General features: G+C 52.5%; 15 protein-coding genes, 3 tRNA genes and 3 rRNA genes. 5 read left to right on the forward strand and 16 right to left on the reverse strand.

Annotated elements, in window-relative coordinates; genetic code table 11:
- The first annotated feature begins 24 nt into the window (after positions 1–24).
- Positions 25–1,218 carry an enoyl-ACP reductase FabV gene (gene fabV, locus HVZ52_RS22600; protein WP_016155101.1) on the forward strand — a complete coding sequence of 398 codons (1,194 nt, stop codon included), beginning with the start codon at positions 25–27 and terminating at the stop codon, positions 1,216–1,218.
- Between the two features lie 63 nt (positions 1,219–1,281).
- Here fabV and ilvA read toward each other — a convergent pair whose 3' ends face one another.
- From ilvA to ilvL, 6 genes are all read right to left on the reverse strand, one after another.
- On the reverse strand, positions 1,282–2,826 hold the full coding sequence (gene ilvA, locus HVZ52_RS22605) for a threonine ammonia-lyase, biosynthetic (protein WP_016157833.1): 1,545 nt from the start codon (positions 2,824–2,826) through the stop codon (positions 1,282–1,284).
- Between the two features lie 5 nt (positions 2,827–2,831).
- Positions 2,832–4,682 (reverse strand): dihydroxy-acid dehydratase, encoded by a 1,851-nt coding sequence (gene ilvD, locus HVZ52_RS22610; RefSeq protein WP_016157832.1) that lies wholly within the window; start codon positions 4,680–4,682, stop codon positions 2,832–2,834.
- A gap of 60 nt (positions 4,683–4,742) precedes the next feature.
- Positions 4,743–5,672: a branched-chain amino acid transaminase gene (locus tag HVZ52_RS22615; protein ID WP_003018014.1), complete on the reverse strand. Its 930-nt coding sequence runs from the start codon at positions 5,670–5,672 to the stop codon at positions 4,743–4,745.
- Between the two features lie 17 nt (positions 5,673–5,689).
- Complete coding sequence (gene ilvM, locus HVZ52_RS22620) at positions 5,690–5,953, reverse strand: acetolactate synthase 2 small subunit (RefSeq protein ID WP_003018017.1); 264 nt, start codon at positions 5,951–5,953, stop codon at positions 5,690–5,692.
- Entirely contained in the window at positions 5,950–7,596 is a 1,647-nt protein-coding gene (gene ilvG / locus HVZ52_RS22625; RefSeq protein ID WP_016157831.1) for an acetolactate synthase 2 catalytic subunit, read from the reverse strand. The genes ilvM and ilvG overlap by 4 nt, the downstream gene beginning before the upstream one ends.
- A gap of 139 nt (positions 7,597–7,735) precedes the next feature.
- Positions 7,736–7,834 (reverse strand): ilv operon leader peptide, encoded by a 99-nt coding sequence (gene ilvL, locus HVZ52_RS22630; protein WP_001311244.1) that lies wholly within the window; start codon positions 7,832–7,834, stop codon positions 7,736–7,738.
- Positions 7,835–8,187: 353 nt separating this feature from the next.
- Between ilvL and HVZ52_RS22635 the strand changes: the two genes are divergently transcribed.
- Positions 8,188–9,708, forward strand: coding sequence for a YifB family Mg chelatase-like AAA ATPase (locus tag HVZ52_RS22635; protein ID WP_181598713.1), 1,521 nt, complete (start codon positions 8,188–8,190; stop codon positions 9,706–9,708).
- Positions 9,709–9,733: 25 nt separating this feature from the next.
- Here HVZ52_RS22635 and maoP read toward each other — a convergent pair whose 3' ends face one another.
- Complete coding sequence (gene maoP, locus HVZ52_RS22640; RefSeq protein ID WP_003018025.1) at positions 9,734–10,072, reverse strand: macrodomain Ori organization protein MaoP; 339 nt, start codon at positions 10,070–10,072, stop codon at positions 9,734–9,736.
- A gap of 106 nt (positions 10,073–10,178) precedes the next feature.
- Between maoP and hdfR the strand changes: the two genes are divergently transcribed.
- Positions 10,179–11,024, forward strand: a complete 846-nt coding sequence (hdfR, locus tag HVZ52_RS22645; RefSeq protein ID WP_085951100.1) for an HTH-type transcriptional regulator HdfR — start codon at positions 10,179–10,181, stop codon at positions 11,022–11,024.
- 99 nt (positions 11,025–11,123) lie between these two features.
- Here hdfR and HVZ52_RS22650 read toward each other — a convergent pair.
- The 6 genes from HVZ52_RS22650 to HVZ52_RS22675 form a co-directional block, all read right to left on the reverse strand.
- Positions 11,124–11,199 (reverse strand) — tRNA-Trp (locus tag HVZ52_RS22650).
- Positions 11,200–11,251: 52 nt separating this feature from the next.
- Positions 11,252–11,328: transfer RNA gene (locus HVZ52_RS22655), tRNA-Asp, on the reverse strand.
- Between the two features lie 55 nt (positions 11,329–11,383).
- A 5S ribosomal RNA gene (rrf, locus tag HVZ52_RS22660) occupies positions 11,384–11,499 on the reverse strand.
- A 98-nt stretch (positions 11,500–11,597) separates the two neighbouring features.
- Positions 11,598–14,504: ribosomal RNA gene (locus HVZ52_RS22665) — 23S ribosomal RNA — on the reverse strand.
- Between the two features lie 220 nt (positions 14,505–14,724).
- A tRNA-Glu gene (locus HVZ52_RS22670) sits at positions 14,725–14,800 on the reverse strand.
- Positions 14,801–14,885: 85 nt separating this feature from the next.
- A 16S ribosomal RNA gene (locus HVZ52_RS22675) occupies positions 14,886–16,427 on the reverse strand.
- Together the 16S, 23S and 5S rRNA genes with 3 tRNA genes alongside form the textbook arrangement of a ribosomal RNA operon.
- Positions 16,428–16,882: 455 nt before the next feature.
- Here HVZ52_RS22675 and HVZ52_RS22680 point away from each other — a divergent pair.
- Entirely contained in the window at positions 16,883–17,587 is a 705-nt protein-coding gene (locus HVZ52_RS22680) for a FadR/GntR family transcriptional regulator (RefSeq protein ID WP_016157828.1), read from the forward strand.
- A 1-nt stretch (position 17,588) separates the two neighbouring features.
- Positions 17,589–19,016, forward strand: coding sequence for a multidrug transporter subunit MdtD (gene mdtD, locus HVZ52_RS22685; protein ID WP_016157827.1), 1,428 nt, complete (start codon positions 17,589–17,591; stop codon positions 19,014–19,016).
- On the opposite strand, the gene rbsR is transcribed toward mdtD, so the two are convergent.
- The 3 genes from rbsR to rbsB all read right to left on the reverse strand — a co-directional run bounded on the left by rbsR (position 18,982) and on the right by rbsB (position 21,939).
- Positions 18,982–19,974: a ribose operon transcriptional repressor RbsR gene (gene rbsR, locus HVZ52_RS22690; protein ID WP_016155093.1), complete on the reverse strand. Its 993-nt coding sequence runs from the start codon at positions 19,972–19,974 to the stop codon at positions 18,982–18,984. The genes mdtD and rbsR overlap by 35 nt on opposite strands.
- 3 nt (positions 19,975–19,977) lie before the next feature.
- Complete coding sequence (gene rbsK / locus HVZ52_RS22695; protein WP_181598714.1) at positions 19,978–20,907, reverse strand: ribokinase; 930 nt, start codon at positions 20,905–20,907, stop codon at positions 19,978–19,980.
- Between the two features lie 141 nt (positions 20,908–21,048).
- Entirely contained in the window at positions 21,049–21,939 is an 891-nt protein-coding gene (gene rbsB / locus HVZ52_RS22700; protein WP_003023760.1) for a ribose ABC transporter substrate-binding protein RbsB, read from the reverse strand.
- Positions 21,940–21,953 lie beyond the last annotated feature (14 nt).

The following is a 21,953-nucleotide window of genomic DNA, read 5'->3' on the forward strand; positions in this document are numbered from 1 at the left end:
ATACAAACTTAATTAGCCATCATTATGATAATCAAACCAAAAATTCGTGGATTCATCTGTACAACGACCCATCCGACTGGCTGCAAAGTCAATGTGGAAAAACAGATCGATTATGTGAAGAAAAACGGGAAAATCGCTAACGGCCCTTCCCGCGTGCTGGTCATCGGTGCTTCCACCGGTTACGGCCTTGCTTCCAGAATTTCCGCCGCGTTTGGCAGCGGAGCCGCCACTATCGGCGTATTTTTCGAAAAACCAGGCACGGAAACCAAGCCAGGTTCCGCGGGCTGGTATAACTCTGCAGCCTTCGATGAGGCAGCAAAACGTGAAGGTCTGTATTCCAAAAGCATCAACGGCGACGCGTTCTCCGACGAGTGTCGCGACGAAGTTATCAAACTGATCAAAGAAGACCTGGGTCAGATTGACCTGGTGGTTTACTCACTGGCATCTCCGGTACGTAAAATGCCGAAAACCGGTGAAATCGTCCGTTCTGCGCTGAAGCCAATCGGTGAGGTTTATACCTCTAAAGCGATCGATACCAACAAAGATCAGATCATAACCGCCAGCATTGAGCCGGCAACCGAAGAAGAAGTTCAGAACACCGTCACCGTTATGGGCGGCGAAGACTGGGAACTGTGGATGGGCGCGCTGAGCGAAGCAGGCGTGCTGGCTGACGGCGTGAAAACCGTTGCCTACTCCTACATCGGTACTGACCTGACCTGGCCAATCTACTGGCACGGCGCGCTGGGCAAAGCAAAAGAAGATCTCGACCGCGCGGCAGGCGCGCTGCGTAATCAACTGGCTCCGCTGAACGGTTCCGCTAACGTTGCTGTACTGAAATCCGTTATCACGCAGGCTTCTTCTGCTATTCCGGTGATGCCGCTGTACATCTCCATGGTCTTCAAGCTGATGAAAGAACAAGGCATTCATGAAGGCTGCATCGAGCAGATCAACCGTCTGATGACCACCAGCCTGTACGGCGATAAAGTGGCGCTTGATGACAACCAGCGTATCCGTATGGATGACTGGGAACTGCGTGAAGACATTCAGCAGGCATGCCGCGATCTGTGGCCGCTGATCACCACCGAAAACCTGGCGCAAAAAACGGACTATGCAGGATATAAGCAGGAATTCCTGAATCTGTTCGGTTTTGGTCTCGACGAAGTGGATTACGATGCGGATGTAAACACCGAAGTCGAATTCGAAGTCATCACGCTGTAATCTGCTGATACCGTTGCAAAAAGGGTTCATGTCTTTACATGAACCCTTTTTTAATGGCTGCCGCTAACCCGCCAGGAAGAACCTGAACGCCGGGTTATGCGTTTCATCATGACAGTCATAACCCAGTTCGTTCAGTCGCGTTTCGAAATCAGGCTCGTGCTCACCCAACTCAAACGCCGCCAGTACGCGACCATAATCGGTTCCGTGACTACGATAGTGGAACAACGAAATATTCCAGTGCGTCCCCAGGGTATGCAGGAATTTGAGCAACGCCCCCGGAGATTCCGGGAATTCGAAGCTGTACAGCCGCTCCTGCAAGGGTTTCGACGGGCGCCCGCCGACCATGTAGCGCACGTGCAGCTTCGCCATTTCGTCGTCGGACAAATCCACTACGCTGTAGCCGCCCTCGTTAAGCAACTGGAGGATTTCCTTACGCTCTTCCAGCCCACGGCTCAGACGGACGCCAACAAAAATACAGGCGTCTTTCGCATCAGCAAATCGGTAGTTAAACTCGGTAACCGAGCGTCCTCCCAACAGCTGGCAAAACTTCAGGAAGCTGCCCTTTTCTTCCGGAATAGTTACGGCCAGCAACGCTTCGCGCTGTTCGCCCAGCTCGCAACGTTCGGAAACATAACGTAGGCCATGGAAGTTAACGTTAGCGCCGGAAAGGATATGCGCCAGACGTTCGCCGCGAATGTTGTGCTGGGCAATGTACTTTTTCATCCCCGCCAGCGCCAGCGCACCGGATGGTTCCGCCACCGCGCGCACATCCTCGAACAGATCTTTCATTGCCGCACAGATAGCGTCGCTATCGACAGTGATGATGTCGTCGAGATACTCCTGGCACAAACGGAAGGTTTCGTCGCCGATACGTTTCACCGCCACGCCTTCAGCAAAGAGGCCAACACGCGGAAGATCGACCGGTTGACCGGCATCCAGCGCCGCTTTCAGGCAGGCTGAGTCTTCAGCTTCAACGGCAATCACTTTGATCTGCGGCATCAACTGCTTGATCAGCACCGCCACGCCTGCCGCTAATCCGCCACCGCCCACCGGCACGAATACACGATCAAGGTGGGCATCCTGCTGCAATAACTCCAGTGCCAGCGTGCCCTGCCCGGCAATCACCATCGGATGGTCGAACGGAGGAACCCAGGTAAAACCCTGCTGCTGCGACAGCTCAATCGCTTTGGCTTTGGCTTCATCAAAATTCGCGCCGTGTAGCAGTACTTCACCACCGAAACCGCGAACGGCATCGACTTTGATATCGGCGGTAGCCGTAGGCATGACAATCAGCGCCTTCACGCCTAATCGCGCAGAAGAGAAAGCTACACCCTGAGCATGATTACCCGCCGATGCGGTGATTACGCCATGCGCTTTTTGCTCTTCGGTCAGACCGGCCATCATGGCATAGGCACCGCGCAGCTTGAAGCTGTGAACGGGTTGACGGTCTTCGCGCTTCACCAAGATCACGTTATCGAGGCGCGAAGAGAGTTTTTCCATTTTTTGTAGCGGTGTGACCTGCGCCGCTTCGTATACCGGCGCACGCAGCACTGCTCTGAGATACTCGGCGCCTTCTGGAGCGCCGGAGAGGGGTTGAGAATCCGCCATGGTCATTATCCCCCTAGTTTCGACTTATCGCGCACCGCACCTTTGTCGGCGCTGGTTGCCAGGCTGGCGTAAGCGCGCAGCGCAAAGGAGACCTGACGCTGACGATCTTTTGGCGTCCAGGCTTTGTCACCACGAGCTTCTTGCGCTTCACGGCGCGCAGCGATTTCCGCATCGCTCAGTTGCAGTTGAATGCCACGATTCGGGATATCGATAGCAATCATGTCGCCATCTTCGATAATTGCGATATTACCGCCGCTGGCCGCTTCAGGAGAAACGTGACCAATGGAAAGCCCCGAAGTACCGCCAGAGAAGCGACCGTCGGTAATCAGCGCGCAGGCCTTACCGAGACCCATCGATTTCAGGAAGGTGGTTGGGTAGAGCATTTCCTGCATGCCTGGCCCACCCTTCGGCCCTTCGTAGCGAATCACCACCACGTCGCCGGCAACCACTTTACCGCCGAGGATAGCTTCAACCGCATCGTCCTGGCTTTCATACACTTTTGCCGGGCCGGTGAATTTCAGGATGCTGTCATCCACACCAGCAGTTTTTACGATACAGCCGTTTTCCGCGAAGTTACCGTACAAGACTGCCAGGCCGCCGTCTTTGCTGTAAGCATGTTCCAACGAGCGAATGCAACCTTCTGCGCGGTCATCATCCAGGGTGTCCCAACGACAATCCTGTGAGAACGCCTGGGTGGTACGGATGCCAGCCGGACCTGCGCGGAACATTTTTTTCACCGCGTCGTCTTTGGTCAGCATAACGTCATAACTATCGAGCGTTTGCGGCAGAGTCAGCCCCAGCACGTTTTTCACGTCGCGGTTCAGAAGCCCGGCGCGATCCAGCTCACCTAAAATGCCCAGTACGCCGCCCGCGCGGTGCACGTCTTCCATATGGTATTTCTGCGTACTCGGCGCAACTTTACACAACTGCGGGACTTTGCGGGACAACTTATCAATATCACTCATGGTGAAGTCGATTTCCGCTTCCTGCGCGGCCGCCAGCAGGTGCAGAACGGTGTTGGTGGAGCCGCCCATCGCGATATCCAGTGTCATGGCGTTCTCAAACGCCGCCTTGCTGGCAATGTTGCGCGGCAGGGCTGAAGCGTCATCCTGCTCGTAGTAGCGTTTGGTCAGCTCAACGATGCGTTTACCTGCGTTGAGGAACAGCTCTTTACGGTCGGCATGAGTCGCCAACAGCGAACCGTTACCCGGCTGCGACAGACCCAGCGCTTCGGTCAGACAGTTCATCGAGTTGGCGGTGAACATCCCGGAGCACGAGCCGCAGGTCGGACAGGCCGAACGTTCAACCTGCTCGCTCTGCGAGTCGGAGACTTTCGGGTCTGCGCCCTGAATCATCGCATCAACCAGATCAAGCTTGATGATTTGGTCAGAGAGCTTGGTTTTCCCGGCTTCCATTGGGCCGCCGGAAACAAAGATCACCGGAATGTTTAGCCGCAGAGAGGCCATTAACATCCCGGGGGTGATTTTATCGCAGTTAGAGATGCAGACCATCGCATCGGCGCAGTGGGCGTTAACCATATATTCCACTGAATCGGCGATCAGCTCACGCGACGGCAGTGAATAAAGCATGCCGCCATGACCCATGGCGATACCATCATCCACGGCAATGGTGTTGAACTCTTTCGCCACGCCGCCTGAGGCTTCGATTTGTTCGGCAACCAGCTTACCGAGATCGCGCAGGTGGACGTGGCCCGGCACAAACTGGGTAAAGGAGTTCACCACAGCGATAATCGGTTTACCGAAGTCATCATCGGTCATCCCGGTGGCGCGCCACAGTGCGCGGGCACCCGCCATATTGCGGCCGTGGGTGGTGGTAGCAGAACGATACTTAGGCATGCTTGATTAACTCCCGTCTGTCTAATAATTGGGACGGTGCGTGCCATCCCAAATTTATGTTTATTGGTTAACTTGATCCAACCAGCCGTATTTATCTTCCGTTTCACCGGTGAAGAGGCCAAAGAAGGCCTGCTGGATGCGTTTGGTGACCGGACCGCAGCGGCCTTCGCCCACCTGAATACCATCGACGCTGCGTACTGGGGTGATTTCGGCCGCGGTACCGGACATGAACACTTCGTCGGCCAGGTACAGCGATTCACGAGACAGCACCTGCTCACGCACTTCGATATCGAGATCTTTCGCCAGCTTAATGATCGCGTCACGGGTGATACCCGGCAGCGCGGAAGAGGTAAATGGCGGGGTAAACAGAATGCCGTCTTTTACTTCAAACAGGTTTTCGCCCGCACCTTCGGAGATGTAGCCATTCACATCCAGCGCAATGCCTTCCTGGTAGCCATGACGACGCGCTTCACTACCCACCAACAGCGAAGACAGGTAGTTACCACCTGCTTTAGCAGCGGTAGGAATCGTGTTCGGCGCAACGCGGTTCCAGGAAGAAACCATCGCGTCGATCCCCTGCTCCAGCGCTTCAGCACCGAGGTAAGCTCCCCATGGGAACGCGGCGATTATCACATCAGTGGTGTATCCCGCAGGCGGGTTAACGCCCATCCCTACGTCGCCAACAAACACCAGCGGACGGATATAGGCGCTGGTCAGGTTGTTTTTACGAATCACCTCACGGCAAGCTTCCATCAGCTCATCAACGCTCTGAGAAACGGGAAAACGATAGATCTTGGCTGAATCACGCAGACGCTGCATATGTTCGCGATGACGGAACACTACCGGCCCTTTGTGAGAATCGTAGCAACGGATCCCTTCAAATACAGAAGTACCGTAGTGCAGCGCGTGGGACATCACGTGGACCTTCGCGTCTTCCCAACGAATCATCTCGCCATTAGACCAAATGTAATCAGCTTTTTTCGTCGTCATTTTTCTTCCTTTTGCGCTCAGGCGCGGATTTGTTGTGATGTGGTTGTGCTCTGGCAGATAGCAACATGTGCAACATCTACCAGTTTACTTAACTGACTAAACAGTAAGTCGACCGACCGGGGGCTGGCAACGGTCAATTCGATATTTATATTCTGCGCATCGCTGGCGGCTTCCATATTCATGGAGCACACCTGAAAACCACGATGACGTACCACGCGTAAAACACGTTCTAACGTTTCCGGGTTGAAACGAGCCTCAACGGCGACCTGATGTTGCATCATGATAATTTCTCCAGCATTTCTGAGTTACTGGCGCCGGGTGGCACCAGAGGCCAGACATTCTCAAGTTCGTCGATTGAGACATGAAGCAAGTATGGCCCCTCGCTGTTCAGCATGGTGTCGAGTGCCGCTTCAACCTGGTCTTTACGGGTGATGTGTTGACCAGGAATGCCGAAGGCTCTGGCCAACATGAGGAAATCGGGGTTATCGGTAAGGGTGGTTTCGCTATAACGTTCCTGGAAAAACAGCTGCTGCCATTGTCGCACCATGCCTAACCGCTGGTTGTCGAGTAAAACTATCTTCAGCGGCAACTGCTTGCGTTTTACGGTGCCCAATTCCTGTACATTCATCATGAAGGAACCGTCACCGGAGATACAGATTACCGTATCATTCGGGCGAGCAACCTGCGCGCCAACCGCTGCTGGCAGGCCAAAGCCCATCGTCCCCAGACCGCTCGACGTGATGAAGTTTTCAGGGCGAGTGTAGGTCATATGCTGTGCCGACCACATCTGATGCTGGCCAACATCCGTTGTCACTACGCTATCCGCAGGTTTGCGATCGGATAACTGCTTTAACAACAGTGGCGCATAGATAGCTTCCCCCGGATGGTCGTAGCGCCAGGTATGTTCTGCGCGCAGTTCAGCGCTGTGCTGACGCCATTCGTCAATCTTCATCAATTGCTGTAATGCTGGCAGCAGAGAATTTAAATCCCCCTGCAGCGCCACGTGGGCCTGGCGCAGTTTGTTCATTTCCGCTGGATCGATGTCCATGTGGATTACGCTGGCGTTCGGTGCGAAGGTATTCAGCTTGCCAGTCACCCGGTCATCAAAACGTGCGCCAACCGCAATCAGTAAATCGCACTCTTGCACCGCGAAATTCGCGGCTTTAGTACCGTGCATTCCCAACATCCCCAAATAGTACGGGTAGTCAGCATCTACTGCGCCCAGACCTTTCAGCGTGCAGGCGACCGGCATTTGGGTTATCGCGATAAATTCACGCAGGGCCGGGACCGCCTGCGCCATACCTACGCCACCACCTACGTACAGGATGGGCTTTTGCGCCTGCGCCAGCATTTTACGTGCCTGCTCAACGTCAGCGTGCGGAAACGTCTCTACGTTTTCGACGGTCGTAAAATATGGCTCCAGCGTACCGCTGGCTAATTGAATGTCTTTCGGGATATCAACCAGAACCGGACCCGGACGACCGGAATTCGCCACGGCGAAAGCCTCAGCCATGATACGCGGCAACTCTTCGAGTGACTGTACCAGGAAGCTGTGTTTGGTGCAGGACAGAGACATCCCCAGCACGTCCACTTCCTGGAACGCATCCGTTCCGATGAAAGGTGATGCCACCTGACCGGTGATCGCCACCACTGGAACAGAATCTAACAGCGCATCGGCAAGGCCCGTGATCAGGTTAGTTGCGCCAGGGCCGGAAGTAGCGATACAAACGCCGGTTTTACCGGTCGCACGGGCATATCCAATCGCCGCCATTGCCGCACCCTGCTCATGTCGGCACAACAGGTGCTCTACGCCGCCGTCATACAACGCATCGTAAACCGGCATAATTGCGCCACCAGGATAACCAAAGACGGTTTGAACCCCTTGTGCACGCAACGCATGTACCACCCACTGTGCCCCATTCATAGTTACATCCCCGCCGTAAATCTTGAGAAACAGAATTTTATGCTGCCGTTCACTTTCTGCTCCTCGTGTATGTTTTTAAGGTCAAAAAAAACCCCCGGACCTTTCGGTGCGGGGGTCTTAGTTCGTTAAGGCTTGTTTTCTAAGCCTTTCCTCGTCCAAGTGCAGCCCCGCACGGTGGGATAATAATCACCACCACGCTAATCACGACCAGGCTAATCACTCGTAGAAGGGCTGTCATTTTTGTATTTTCTTGCATCTTGTTCGAAGGAATACCTAAAGAGTTACCATAGAATTTGCAAATGACACAAGATATTTTTTTATTCGTTTTTCTGACGTCGTTAACGGTTTAGATAAATACCGTTGTTTTTTATACAAAAAAATCAAAAATGAAAATATTTCACGCTTCAGGCGATCCTCGGTAACCCGATCCCCAATACAAACACCATTCAAAAGCATTTGCGGGCGTCATTCCAGGCTTAATGCAAGCAATTATACGTTGCGCAAAAATACGGGAATCAGCATCTAAAAACCGTAATTATGTGAAATCTTGCCGCGATGTATTGCGACATAATACTTTTATCAGGAGGAATTATGTCACTATCGATTGTTCACACACGCGCCGCGCTAGGCGTGAATGCGCCAGCCATTACCATCGAGGTACATATCAGCAACGGCCTGCCTGGTTTAACCATGGTGGGGCTGCCCGAAACGACGGTGAAAGAGGCTCGCGATCGGGTACGCAGTGCGATTATTAATAGCGGTTATGAATTCCCGGCAAAGAAAATAACTATAAACCTCGCTCCGGCCGATCTCCCGAAAGAAGGGGGGCGATATGATTTACCTATCGCTGTTGCGCTTCTGGCCGCTTCTAAGCAGCTTACACCCCACAATCTCGACACCTACGAGCTGGTAGGTGAATTAGCGCTTACAGGCGCGCTACGCGGCGTTCCCGGCGCGATATCAAGCGCAACCGAGGCCATTCGTGCAGGCAGGCGAATTATTGTCGCAAAAGAGAATGCCGCTGAAGTTGGACTGATACACGGCGAAGGGTGCCTGATCGCCGATCACCTGCAGACCGTATGCGCATTTCTCGAAGGTAAGCATGATTTAGACAGGCCATCATCCGCAGATTTTACGCCTAACGCATTAGCTGATGATCTGAGCGATGTTATCGGCCAGGAACAGGGTAAACGCGGGCTGGAGCTTACCGCAGCAGGCGGCCACAATCTCTTGCTCATCGGCCCGCCGGGTACGGGAAAGACTATGCTAGCCAGTCGACTCAGAGGGCTGCTCCCTCCACTTAGCAACGATGAAGCGCTGGAAAGTGCCGCGATACTCAGTCTGATCCATTCCGACACGATACAAAAACAGTGGAAGCAACGCCCTTTTCGCTCGCCACATCACAGTGCTTCATTAACCGCCATGGTCGGTGGAGGCTCTATTCCTGCGCCAGGAGAGATCTCTTTAGCGCACAACGGCATACTGTTTCTGGATGAACTACCCGAGTTTGAGCGGCGCACGCTGGATGCACTGCGCGAACCCATCGAGTCCGGGCAGATCCATCTATCCCGCACCAGAGCAAAAATAACCTATCCCGCACGCTTTCAACTCATAGCTGCGATGAATCCAAGCCCGACGGGCCATTATCAGGGGAACCATAACCGCTGTACCCCAGAACAGACGCTGCGCTACCTAAATCGATTGTCAGGTCCATTTCTTGACCGCTTCGACCTCTCCCTCGAAATTCCCTTACCGCCGCCCGGTATACTCAGCCAGAACGCGATGAAAGGGGAAAATAGCGCAACGGTGAAGCAACGTGTTATGGCAGCGCGAGAGCGTCAGTATCAGCGGCAAAATAAGTTAAACGCACATCTGGACAGTCAGGATATCCATAAATACTGCCTACTGCGTAGCGACGATGCACAGTGGCTTGAAGAAACGCTCGCGCATCTCGGATTGTCTATCCGCGCCTGGCTGCGCCTGATTAAGGTCGCTCGAACGATTGCGGATATCGAACAATGTGATCACATCTCTCGCCAGCATTTACAGGAGGCCGTTGGGTACCGAGCGATAGACAGGTTACTCATTCATCTGCAGAAATTACTGACATAAAAAAAGGGCTTTCGCCCTTTTTTTATTAATCATCAGATTCGGTGTAGTCTTCTGCGCCTTCCACCTGAGGTTTCCCACCCGATAAGGTGTGGAAACGTTTTGGACGCTTAATACGCGTCATGTATTTAGACCACACACGTTCAGCTTCGGTAACCGGCTCACGTTCACCACGGCATACCGCAACAAACAGTTTTTCTTCTTCAGTTACCGGCTCACGCTTGCCCAGATCCAGCTCGTTGAAAGCATAACCGTGACGCTCAAGCAGTTGTGCTTCTTTAATGGTGAAATCACCATGACGGGAGAATCCGCGGGGATAATATTTATTATCGAAATATCGATTAGTCGTCGTAAAGCTTTCCGCCATCCTGCACGCTCCTAATTCTTTGGCCGAGCTATTTATGGCGCGGAGTATTAGTTACGCTTGACAGAGCGTCAAACAAAAGATTTAAATCATAACGACAAATAATTTTATGGAGCGAGTTGTGGATACGGAATTGTTAAAAACTTTCCTGGAAGTTAGCCGGACACGCCACTTTGGCAGGGCTGCTGAAGCGCTCTACCTGACCCAATCAGCGGTTAGTTTCCGGATCAGACAACTGGAAAATCAATTGGGTGTAAACCTGTTCACCCGACACAGAAACAATATCCGTTTAACCGCTGCAGGTGAAAAATTATTGCCTTACGCCGAAACGTTGATGAATACGTGGCAGGCAGCACGTAAGGAAGTCGCGAATACCTCGCGACATAACGAGTTTTCTATCGGTGCCAGCGCATCTCTCTGGGAGTGTATGCTTAATGACTGGTTGAGGCGTTTGTATCAATCTCAGGAGCCACAATCCAGCCTGCAGTTTGAAGCGAGGATCGCTCAGCGCCAGTCGTTAGTAAAACAGCTTCATGAACGACAGCTTGATCTACTGATTACTACCGAAACACCCAAAATGGACGAATTTAGCAGCCAACTGTTGGGATATTTCACGCTGGCGCTCTATTGCAGCTCTCCGTCGCAAACCAAAGATGAGCTGAATTATTTACGCCTGGAATGGGGACCCGATTTTCAACAACACGAAGCGGGACTAATAGCGGGAGATGAAGTGCCGGTACTCACCACCAGTTCGGCAGAATTGGCCAGGCAGCAACTTTCAGTGATTAAGGGCTTTAGCTGGCTTCCCGTCAACTGGGCCAAAACCAAAAGCGATCTCCATACGGTTACCGACAGTACAACGCTTTCACGTCCTTTATATGCAGTTTGGCTGCAAAACAGCGATAAAAATGGACTAATTTGCGATTTGCTAAGAACGAATATTCTGGAAAATTAAAGAAAATATAGGCAAGGATGCCGGGAGTAAAACAGCAGGAAGGCACGATTCAAATTGCAGATAAAAAAAATCCTTAGCAAAAATGCTAAGGATTATTTCTGGCAGGGGCGGAGAGACTCGAACTCGCGACACCCGGTTTTGGAGACCGGTGCTCTACCAACTGAGCTACGCCCCTAAATTTTCTTATCATTAAGCCTGCTTGGTAGCAGGCTTAATTTTCTAATAAGTGGCGGAACGGACGGGACTCGAACCCGCGACCCCCTGCGTGACAGGCAGGTATTCTAACCAACTGAACTACCGCTCCACCGAATATCTTTGTCACTACCCGGATTATTCATCCCGGTTTACTGCAATTTGATGCCTGGCAGTTCCCTACTCTCGCATGGGGAGACCCCACACTACCATCGGCGCTACGGCGTTTCACTTCTGAGTTCGGCATGGGGTCAGGTGGGACCACCGCGCTACAGCCGCCAGGCAAATTCTGTTTATCAACACACCTCTCGGGCCTGTCGATGTAATCTGTAATCAAGCTGAATTTCGATGTCTCTTTCGCCAAAACATCTTCGGCGTTGTAAGGTTAAGCCTCACGGTTCATTAGTATCGGTTAGCTCAACGTATCGCTACGCTTACACACCCGACCTATCAACGTCGTCGTCTTCAACGTTCCTTCAGGACCCTTAAAGGGTCAGGGAGAACTCATCTCGGGGCAAGTTTCGTGCTTAGATGCTTTCAGCACTTATCTCTTCCGCATTTAGCTACCGGGCAATGCCATTGGCATGACAACCCGAACACCAGTGATGCGTCCACTCCGGTCCTCTCGTACTAGGAGCAGCCCCCCTCAATTCTCCAGCGCCCACGGCAGATAGGGACCGAACTGTCTCACGACGTTCTAAACCCAGCTCGCGTACCACTTTAAATGGCGAACAGCCATACCCTTGGGACCTACTTCAGCCCCAGGATGTGATGAGCCGACATCGAGGTGCCAAACACCGCCGTCGATATGAACTCTTGGGCGGTATCAGCCTGTTATCCCCGGAGTACCTTTTATCCGTTGAGCGATGGCCCTTCCATTCAGAACCACCGGATCACTAAGACCTGCTTTCGCACCTGCTCGAGCCGTCACTCTCGCAGTCAAGCTAGCTTATGCCTTTGCACTAACCTCCTGATGTCCGACCAGGATTAGCTAACCTTCGTGCTCCTCCGTTACTCTTTAGGAGGAGACCGCCCCAGTCAAACTACCCACCAGACACTGTCCGCAACCCGGATTACGGGTCTACGTTAGAACACCAGCCATTAAAGGGTGGTATTTCAAGGTTGGCTCCATGCAGACTGGCGTCCACACTTCAAAGCCTCCCACCTATCCTACACATCAAGGACCAGTGTTCAGTGTCAAGCTATAGTAAAGGTTCACGGGGTCTTTCCGTCTTGCCGCGGGTACACTGCATCTTCACAGCGAGTTCAATTTCACTGAGTCTCGGGTGGAGACAGCCTGGCCATCATTACGCCATTCGTGCAGGTCGGAACTTACCCGACAAGGAATTTCGCTACCTTAGGACCGTTATAGTTACGGCCGCCGTTTACCGGGGCTTCGATCAAGAGCTTCTCCTTACGGATAACCCCATCAATTAACCTTCCGGCACCGGGCAGGCGTCACACCGTATACGTCCACTTTCGTGTTTGCACAGTGCTGTGTTTTTAATAAACAGTTGCAGCCAGCTGGTATCTTCGACTGATTTCAGCTCCATGAGTAAATCACTTCACCTACATATCAGCGTGCCTTCTCCCGAAGTTACGGCACCATTTTGCCTAGTTCCTTCACCCGAGTTCTCTCAAGCGCCTTGGTATTCTCTACCTGACCACCTGTGTCGGTTTGGGGTACGATTTTGTGTTACCTGATGCTTAGAGGCTTTTCCTGGAAGCAGGGCATTTGTTACTTCAGCACCGTAGTGCCTCGTCATCACACCTCAGCGTTAACAAGACTCCGGATTTACCTGGAATCTCCGCCTACATGCTTAAACCGGGACAACCGTCGCCCGGCTAACATAGCCTTCTCCGTCCCCCCTTCGCAGTAACACCAAGTACAGGAATATTAACCTGTTTCCCATCGACTACGCCTTTCGGCCTCGCCTTAGGGGTCGACTCACCCTGCCCCGATTAACGTTGGACAGGAACCCTTGGTCTTCCGGCGTGCGGGTTTTTCACCCGCATTATCGTTACTTATGTCAGCATTCGCACTTCTGATACCTCCAGCATGCCTCACAGCACACCTTCAACGGCTTACAGAACGCTCCCCTACCCAACAACACATAGTGTCGCTGCCGCAGCTTCGGTGCATGGTTTAGCCCCGTTACATCTTCCGCGCAGGCCGACTCGACCAGTGAGCTATTACGCTTTCTTTAAATGATGGCTGCTTCTAAGCCAACATCCTGGCTGTCTGTGCCTTCCCACATCGTTTCCCACTTAACCATGACTTTGGGACCTTAGCTGGCGGTCTGGGTTGTTTCCCTCTTCACGACGGACGTTAGCACCCGCCGTGTGTCTCCCGTGATAACATTCTTCGGTATTCGCAGTTTGCATCGGGTTGGTAAGTCGGGATGACCCCCTAGCCGAAACAGTGCTCTACCCCCGAAGATGAGTTCACGAGGCGCTACCTAAATAGCTTTCGGGGAGAACCAGCTATCTCCCGGTTTGATTGGCCTTTCACCCCCAGCCACAAGTCATCCGCTAATTTTTCAACATTAGTCGGTTCGGTCCTCCAGTTAGTGTTACCCAACCTTCAACCTGCCCATGGCTAGATCACCGGGTTTCGGGTCTATACCCTGCAACTTAACGCCCAGTTAAGACTCGGTTTCCCTTCGGCTCCCCTATTCGGTTAACCTTGCTACAGAATATAAGTCGCTGACCCATTATACAAAAGGTACGCAGTCACCCCATAAAGAGGCTCCCACTGCTTGTACGTACACGGTTTCAGGTTCTTTTTCACTCCCCTCGCCGGGGTTCTTTTCGCCTTTCCCTCACGGTACTGGTTCACTATCGGTCAGTCAGGAGTATTTAGCCTTGGAGGATGGTCCCCCCATATTCAGACAGGATACCACGTGTCCCGCCCTACTCTTCGAGTTCACAACACATGCACTTTTGTGTACGGGACTATCACCCTGTACCGTCGGACTTTCCAGACCGTTCCACTACCACACATGCTGATTCAGACTCTGGGCTGCTCCCCGTTCGCTCGCCGCTACTGGGGGAATCTCGGTTGATTTCTTTTCCTCGGGGTACTTAGATGTTTCAGTTCCCCCGGTTCGCTTCATTACGCTATGTATTCACGTAATGATAGTGTGACGAATCACACTGGGTTTCCCCATTCGGAAATCGCCGGTTATAACGGTTCATATCACCTTACCGACGCTTATCGCAGATTAGCACGTCCTTCATCGCCTCTGACTGCCAGGGCATCCACCGTGTACGCTTAGTCGCTTAACCTCACAACCCGAAGATGTTTCGTAAAACACTTCAGTGTTGCGAAAATTTGAGAGACTCGGACACACCGCTTTTCATTTCTTGTTTACGGAGAAATGAAACAGTGTGTCGTTTCAATTTTCAGCTTGATCCAGATTTTTAAAGAGCAAATATCTCAAACGAGACTCGAAAGTCTGTTTTGAGATACTTCGGTCGGCGACTTTCACTCACACATACCAGCAAGTGGCGTCCCCTAGGGGATTCGAACCCCTGTTACCGCCGTGAAAGGGCGGTGTCCTGGGCCTCTAGACGAAGGGGACACTGAAGTCTCAATCGCAAGACGCCTTGCTATTTACTTTTCATCAGACAATCTGTGTGAGCACTACAAAGAACGTTTCTTTAAGGTAAGGAGGTGATCCAACCGCAGGTTCCCCTACGGTTACCTTGTTACGACTTCACCCCAGTCATGAATCACAAAGTGGTAAGCGCCCTCCCGAAGGTTAAGCTACCTACTTCTTTTGCAACCCACTCCCATGGTGTGACGGGCGGTGTGTACAAGGCCCGGGAACGTATTCACCGTGGCATTCTGATCCACGATTACTAGCGATTCCGACTTCATGGAGTCGAGTTGCAGACTCCAATCCGGACTACGACATACTTTATGAGGTCCGCTTGCTCTCGCGAGGTCGCTTCTCTTTGTATATGCCATTGTAGCACGTGTGTAGCCCTACTCGTAAGGGCCATGATGACTTGACGTCATCCCCACCTTCCTCCAGTTTATCACTGGCAGTCTCCTTTGAGTTCCCGGCCGGACCGCTGGCAACAAAGGATAAGGGTTGCGCTCGTTGCGGGACTTAACCCAACATTTCACAACACGAGCTGACGACAGCCATGCAGCACCTGTCTCAGAGTTCCCGAAGGCACCAAAGCATCTCTGCTAAGTTCTCTGGATGTCAAGAGTAGGTAAGGTTCTTCGCGTTGCATCGAATTAAACCACATGCTCCACCGCTTGTGCGGGCCCCCGTCAATTCATTTGAGTTTTAACCTTGCGGCCGTACTCCCCAGGCGGTCGACTTAACGCGTTAGCTCCGGAAGCCACGCCTCAAGGGCACAACCTCCAAGTCGACATCGTTTACGGCGTGGACTACCAGGGTATCTAATCCTGTTTGCTCCCCACGCTTTCGCACCTGAGCGTCAGTCTTTGTCCAGGGGGCCGCCTTCGCCACCGGTATTCCTCCAGATCTCTACGCATTTCACCGCTACACCTGGAATTCTACCCCCCTCTACAAGACTCTAGCCTGCCAGTTTCGGATGCAGTTCCCAGGTTGAGCCCGGGGATTTCACATCCGACTTGACAGACCGCCTGCGTGCGCTTTACGCCCAGTAATTCCGATTAACGCTTGCACCCTCCGTATTACCGCGGCTGCTGGCACGGAGTTAGCCGGTGCTTCTTCTGCGAGTAACGTCAATCACTGCGGTTATTAACCACAATGCCTTCCTCCTCGCTGAAAGTACTTTACAACCCGAAGGCCTTCTTCATACACGCGGCATGGCTGCATCAGGCTTGCGCCCATTGTGCAATATTCCCCACTGCTGCCTCCCGTAGGAGTCTGGACCGTGTCTCAGTTCCAGTGTGGCTGGTCATCCTCTCAGACCAGCTAGGGATCGTCGCCTAGGTGAGCCGTTACCCCACCTACTAGCTAATCCCATCTGGGCACATCCGATGGCAAGAGGCCCGAAGGTCCCCCTCTTTGGTCTTGCGACGTTATGCGGTATTAGCTACCGTTTCCAGTAGTTATCCCCCTCCATCGGGCAGTTTCCCAGACATTACTCACCCGTCCGCCACTCGTCACCCAAGGAGCAAGCTCCTCTGTGCTACCGTTCGACTTGCATGTGTTAGGCCTGCCGCCAGCGTTCAATCTGAGCCATGATCAAACTCTTCAATTTAAGTTTGATGCTCGTGAATTAAACTTCGTAATGAATTACGTGTTCACTCAGAGACTTGGTATTCATTTTTCGTCTTGCGACGTTAAGAATCCGTATCTTCGAGTGCCCACACAGATTGTCTGATAAATTGTTAAAGAGCAGTTGCGACGCGCTTTAGCGCTCTGTCGCGAGGTCCCGTATATTACGTTTTCCTCATTCAGAGTCAAGCATTTATTTTCGCTTTTCTCCGCTGACCCGGCGGTTTGTAATCCGTTGTTCCGTGTCAGTGGAGGCGCATTATAGGGAGTTATTTCAGGCTGACAAGGAGAAATTTAAAATAACTTTCCGAGTGCGTGTTTTTTCAGCAAAATCACCATTAACATGCCATAAAATAAGCAAATTGCCGTTTTTGCAGCCGCAATAACACTTCCAGGTGGCATACTAATGAATAGGAAATAAAGTAAGGAAAACCATTCATGCCGTTAAATGCCCAACAGCTAGCCGCACAGAAAAACCTGTCCTACGTTCTGGCCGAAAAGCTGGCTCAGCGAATATTAAAAGGTGAATACGCACCGGGCGCTATATTGCCTGGCGAAATAGAGCTGGGCGATCAGTTTGGCGTGAGTCGTACCGCGGTAAGAGAAGCGGTAAAGACGTTAACGGCAAAAGGTATGGTATTACCGCGCCCGCGTATTGGTACACGCGTCATGCCGCAGGCAAACTGGAACTTCCTCGACCAGGAGCTGCTCACCTGGTGGATGACAGAAGATAATTTCTCTCAGGTCATTAAACATTTTCTGGTGATGCGTATCAGCCTGGAGCCTCAGGCGTGTTTACTGGCGGCGACTATAGGTACGGCAGAACAGAAAGCGCATCTCAACACGCTGATGGAAGAAATGGTCGAGCTGAAAAGAAACTTCAGACGCGAGCGTTGGATTGAGGTTGATATCGCCTGGCATGAACACATCTATGAAATGAGTGCGAACCCGTTCCTTATCTCCTTCGCATCACTCTTCCATTCCGTTTACCAGACCTACTTTACCTCTATTACCTATAACGACGTGGTCAAGCTGGATTTACACCAGGCCATTGTCGACGCAATAGATGAGAGCGATGGCGATCGCGCCTTCGCTGCCTGTCAGGCATTGCTGATAGCACCGAACGTGCTACCGGATAAATAATATGTCAGAAAAGAAATCACGCAGTATGGCCGGGCTACCGTGGATAGCAGCCATGGCCTTTTTTATGCAGGCACTAGACGCCACGATCCTCAATACAGCCTTACCCGCAATAGCACACAGCCTTAACCGCTCTCCGCTCGCCATGCAGTCAGCCATTATCAGTTACACCCTGACGGTCGCGATGCTGATCCCGGTGAGTGGATGGCTGGCAGACAGGTTTGGTACCCGGCGCGTCTTTATGATAGCTGTTAGCCTGTTTACGCTGGGTTCGCTGGCCTGTGCGCTGTCCAGCTCCCTAAGCGAACTGGTGATTTTCCGCATCATTCAGGGCATTGGCGGCGCTATGATGATGCCCGTTGCCCGTCTGGCATTATTGCGTGCTTACCCCCGCAGCGAACTGCTTCCGGTGCTTAACTTCGTAACCATGCCTGGACTTGTGGGGCCGATTTTAGGTCCGGTATTGGGCGGTGTACTGGTCACGTGGGCCAGTTGGCACTGGATCTTCCTGATTAATATTCCAATTGGGGTTGCCGGTATCTTCTATGCCCGCAAATATATGCCGAACTTCACCACGCCGCGCCGCGGTTTTGATATGACCGGTTTCTTTCTGTTTGGTTTGAGCCTGGTGTTGTTTTCCAGCGGGGTAGAGCTGTTCGGTGAGAAGCTTGTCGAGACCTGGATAGCACTCAGCATTATTCTTGCCAGTATTCTGTTACTGCTCGCCTACATTCGCCACGCGCGTCGTCACCCAACGCCGCTAATATCGCTTCCTATATTTAAGACCCGAACTTTTTCCGTCGGGATCGCCGGAAACCTTGCCACTCGTCTGGGTACAGGGTGCGTGCCCTTCTTAATGCCGCTGATGTTGCAGGTAGGCTTTGGATACCCGGCGCTGATAGCTGGTTGCATGATGGCGCCAACGGCGCTGGGATCAATACTGGCGAAATCAATGGTGACGCAGGTGCTGCGCCGGCTCGGCTACAGAACCACACTGGTGGGTGTTACGGTATTTATCGGCCTGATGATTGCGCAGTTCGCATTGCAATCTCCCGCCATGCCGGTCTGGATGTTGATCCTGCCGTTGTTCATTTTGGGTATGGCGATGTCCACCCAGTTTACCTCCATGAATACCATCACTCTGGCGGACCTGACCGATGAAAACGCCAGCAGCGGCAACAGTGTGCTGGCCGTTACTCAGCAGTTATCAATCAGTTTAGGGGTCGCCATCAGCGCTGCCGTTCTGCGTATCTATGAAGGTATGGAAGGAACCAATACGGTCGAGCAGTTCCACTACACCTTTATGACGATGGGCGCTATCACGGTAGTGTCTGCGCTGATGTTCATGCTGCTAAAAGCAAAAGATGGACGTAATCTGATTAAAGAGCGACATAATCCTAAACCGACCCCCGCTCCATCAAAACAGGAGTAAGTTGCAGGCGCTGTTGCTGTAATGCGGGCTGCGCCATCCGGTGGATTAATACATCGATGGCCAGTTCGCCCAGTTCATCTTTTGGTTGATGGATGGTCGTCAGCGGCGGCGTCATATAGCGCGCTAGCTCGATATCATCATAACCCACCACCGCCATATCCTGCGGAATGCGCAATCCCGATTGGTACAGAGCCTGATACGCGCCAACCGCCATGGCATCATTGCCGGTAAAAACGGCCTGCGGTCGCTGTTTATGCGACAGCAACGTTTGCATTGCTTCAAAGCCGCCGCCGAACTCAAAGTCACCGGTAATCTCGTAACCTTCCGGGACCGGCAACCCCGCCCGCTTCATTGCCGCCCGATATCCTTCCAGACGTAAACGCGCTGGAGTTTTATCCAGCGGCCCGGTGATGCAGGCAATGCGCGTAAAACCTTTTTCGATAAGATGTTGAGTGGCTAAATCCCCGCCCAACAGGGAGTTATCCTGGATCAGATCGCTTTCACCATCAAAAGGCGACCAGTCCATCATGACGGTCGGTATAGAAGGATAGCGTTGCATGATCTCCCTGGAAGGTTGATGAGTTTCCGTGCAGAGCAGCAGCAAGCCGTCCACCCGTTTTTGCATTAACGTTTCCAGATTACGGTTCATGCGCTGTTCATCACCTTCGGTATTGCACAGCACCAGACTGTAGCCGCGTTCAAAACAACTACGTTCAACGCCGCGCACCAGCTCGGAATAAAAGGGGTTGGTACTGGCAGTGATTAACATGCCAATAGTGTGGGTCTGGTTTAACTTGAGACTACGCGCCAGCGCTGAGGGCGCGTAGTTAAGCTCTTTAATCGCCGCTTCAACTTTGTCAGTGACAGACTCACTGACAAAGCGATCTTTATTAATGACGTGAGAAACCGTCGACGTGGAAACCCCCGCCAGGCGGGCGACGTCCTTCATTGTAGCCAAGCGTTACCTCTGTTGACTTAAAAAAGCTTCTATTTCTTCGCGCCATGGAACGGAAGGCTGTGCGCCCTTACGGGTGACCGCAATCGCCGCAGCGGCATGTGCAAATCGGATAGCTTCAGGCAGCGGAGTATCTTCCAGTAACGCTGTAATTAACGCGCCGTTAAAGGTATCCCCAGCGGCGATGGTATCAACGGCGTCCACTTTAAACCCTGGCACACGCTGACCTTCACCATTTACGCTGGCCCACACCCCGCGACTGCCTAAGGTAATCAGTACAGTATGGATCCCCTTCGCGTGCAATGCCTGCGCAGCTTTGGCCGCGTCTTCATCGTTTTCAACCCGGATCCCCGTGAGCTTTTCAGCCTCGGTTTCATTCGGGGTAATAATATCCACCAGCGCCAGCAGTTCGTCAGAAAGTTCACGTGCCGGTGCCGGGTTAAGGGCTACCGTGGTCTTATTTTGATGTGCAATCTTTGCCGCAGCCAGTACGCTTTCGATCGGCGACTCTAACTGCATCAGTAAGGCGGACGCCTGGGCAATACGCTCATGCTGAGCTTCCACCAGCGCAGGCGAAAGTGCCGCGTTCGCACCAGCATGAATGCCGATGACGTTCTCACCTTCACCATTCACAAAAATCAACGCCACACCGGTCGATTCCCCCGAAATTACGCTAATCGGCGCAATATCGATATTATCTTTAGCTAACTGTTTACGAACACTTTCGCCAATATCATCATCACCCGTACAGGCAATAAATGCGATATTCGCGCCACTACGCCCCGCAGCAACAGCCTGATTCGCGCCTTTACCACCAAATGCGACCTGATAATGGTTACCGGTTACGGTTTCACCAGGTGTCGGGAAAGAGTTAAGGTTGAGGATGTGATCGGCATTGATACTGCCAAGAACAACGAGGTTGCCTGCGGTTTTCATATTTGGTGTTCCAAGTCAAAGTGCGCCACCGGATTAGGGTGGCGCGTGCCCTGCTTTTCTTTTTACGCTTTCATCCCCAAAACCCGATACGGGGATGGCGTCTTTATGTCTCCATCAGGACGCGAGCGACCTGAATCGGTATTACTGCTTGATGACCAGCTTCAGGTCAACCGGATATTTAGCCTGAACCTTCTCGCCTTTCAGGACTTTATCCGCAGTCTCAACGCCTTTCGCGCCGATCTGATCCGGCAGCTGAGCAATGGTCGCAGCCAGTTTGCCATCATTTACTGCTTTTTCGCCATCTGGAGTACCGTCAAATCCAACCACCATCACATCAGATTTACCCGCAGTTTGCAGTGCGCGCAGCGCACCCAACGCCATTTCATCGTTCTGGGCAAATACGGCCTGCACGTCAGGATGCGCAGTCAGCAGGTTCTGCATGACGTTCAGACCTTTGGTGCGGTCGAAGTCGGCCGGCTGGCTGGCCAGTACGTTAAATTTGTGTGCCGCAACAGCCTGCTGGAAACCTTCACCACGCTCACGCGCCGCTGAAGTACCGGCAATACCCTGCAGTTCGATAACTTTCGCGCCTTCACCCGCTTTCTTCGCGATGTAATCGCCCGCAATCTTACCGCCCAGCACGTTATCAGATGCAATATGGCTTACCACTTCGCCTTTGGACGCAACGCGGTCCAGGGTGATAACCGGAATTTTCGCCTGGTTAGCCATCTTCACAGCGTTACCAACAGCATCGGAGTCCGTCGGGTTAATCAGCAGAATTTTAGTTCCACGAACCGTTAAATCCTGAACGTTAGCCAGCTCTTTCGCCGGGTTGTTCTGTGAGTCCAGAATCACCAGGTTGTAGCCCAGCTTATCGGCCTCTTTTTGCGCCCCGTCCTTCAAAGAAACAAAGAACGGATTGTTAAGGGTGGAGACCACCAGCGCAATGGTATCTTTCGCCATCGCATTCGCGCTCACGGTGGCGCTCAGCGCAACAGCAGAAACCAGGGTAGCCAGTTTTTTCATGTTCATATTTAAGATGTCCT

Source organism: Citrobacter sp. RHB36-C18 (assembly GCF_013814485.1).
In the GTDB taxonomy this organism is placed as follows: Bacteria; Pseudomonadota; Gammaproteobacteria; order Enterobacterales; family Enterobacteriaceae; genus Citrobacter; species Citrobacter braakii.